General features: G+C 70.7%; 2 protein-coding genes. Both read right to left on the bottom strand.

What is annotated here, in order from left to right:
• A partial coding sequence (locus tag ACBJ59_RS62720) for a hypothetical protein (protein ID WP_375119384.1) occupies positions 1-860 on the bottom strand: 860 nt, incomplete at its 3' end.
• A complete protein-coding gene (locus ACBJ59_RS62715) occupies positions 857-1,582 on the bottom strand; it encodes an ABC transporter ATP-binding protein (RefSeq protein ID WP_375119385.1) in 726 nt (241 codons plus the stop codon). The genes ACBJ59_RS62715 and ACBJ59_RS62720, both read right to left, overlap by 4 nt.
• Positions 1,583-1,632 lie beyond the last annotated feature (50 nt).

The following is a 1,632-nucleotide window of genomic DNA, read 5'->3' as shown; positions in this document are numbered from 1 at the left end:
GGCAACGGTAGTGCACGTCCTGGTATGGCCGGCCGTCGCGGTGCCGCTCGGCGAGATGGCCGGCGCAGGGCGCGAGCCGTCAGCGCGATCCAGCCCAGCTGCAGCAGGGCTCCCGCGGCCAGCAGGGCGGCCAACGGCAGCATGGCCGTGCCCAAACCGGCGCCGTCGCGGGCGGCGAGTGCCGCGCCGTAGCCCCAGCCGGTGGGCAGAGCGGCGAGCACGTCGATCACCGGCGCGGGCAGGTGCCCGAGGGTGGGCGTGACGAGCGCGGTGTCCCCCTCGCCGAGACGCGGCAGCAGCCACGCGGCGATCGGAACCCATCCGGCGAACGACAAAGCGAGCATGATCGCGGTTTGTGTGGCTGCCATGGTCATCCCGGCCCGGGTCTGCAGCAGCCAGGCTGCCAGCGCCGCCACCGTCTTGCCCGCCCAGATGAGCAGGTACAGCTGGGCCACCACCGCCCCGGCCGCGATCGCCACTGCCGCGGGGCCGCCCGGTGCGGCCAGTACCACCAGGGACGACAGGCTCACCAGCGTGATCAGCGGGCCGACGCCCAGCAGTTCGGTCCACGACAGCGCCCGCGCCAGCCGCCACGACCGCAGCGGATAGCCGCGTAACCACTCGCGTGAGATGACCGATGGATCGTGGCGAGGCTGGGCCAAAGGTCCGAACACCCACATGCCACCCCACACAGTGAGCGCCACCGCGATCCAGCCCTCGTGGATCATGCGGGGAGCCAGCGTCGAGCCCGCGATCACCAGGGCGGCCAGGACCAAGCCCGTGACCAGACTGAAGGCGCGCTCGTTGTGCGGGCCGTTACGGAACAGGCGCAGCTTGAGCGCGACCAGGGTGCCCGTCATCGCAGCCACTCCAGCGGACGCACCGGGTCGGCGCCCACCAGCTCGATGAACCGCTCGTTCAGCGTCGAGCCCGCGGCCACCTCCTCCACCGGCCCTTCGACCAGCACCCGTCCACCGGCCACCACCGCCACCCGGCGGCAGTTGCGTTCGACGAAGTCCATGATGTGGCTCGACAGGACCACGGTGCCGCCGGCGTCGACGTACTGCTTGAGCACCTGCTCGATGGAGTGGGCCGAGACCGGGTCGATGGCTTCGAACGGTTCGTCCAGCACCAGGACGCGGGGCCGGTGCAGCAGCGCCAGCGCGAGATTGATCTTCTTGCGCATGCCGGTGGAGTACTCCACGATCAGCGTGCGCGGGACCGCGTCCAGCCGGAGGATCTCCAGCAGGTCACCCGCGCGTGCCTGCCAGCCGTCGTCCAGGCCGCGCAGCCCGGCGCTGTAACGCAGGACCTCGGTGGCGGTCAGCCGCTCGGGCAGGGACAACCCGTCCATCATGACGCCCAGCTGGGCGAGCGCGGCCTCCCGGTCGGTTCGCAGATCATGGCCGGCGACCTTGATCGTCCCAGATGTCGGCTCTCGTAGCCCGCACACGGCCGTCAAGGTGGTGGTCTTGCCGGCCCCGTTCGGGCCGACGATGCCATAGAACATCCCCGGCGGAACGCTCAGGCTGAGCCGATCGACGGCAAGCACGGATCCGAATCGCTGGGTGAGGTCCGCCACCTCGATGGCGGGGACGGAGAAATCGGGCACGGCCTTCTTTCCTGAACGTT

The sequence above is a fragment of the Nonomuraea sp. MTCD27 genome (assembly GCF_041950495.1).
Taxonomy (GTDB): Bacteria; Actinomycetota; Actinomycetes; order Streptosporangiales; family Streptosporangiaceae; genus Nonomuraea.
Note: the sequence above shows the minus strand (reverse complement) of the source record. Positions and strands in the feature narration are given on the sequence as shown.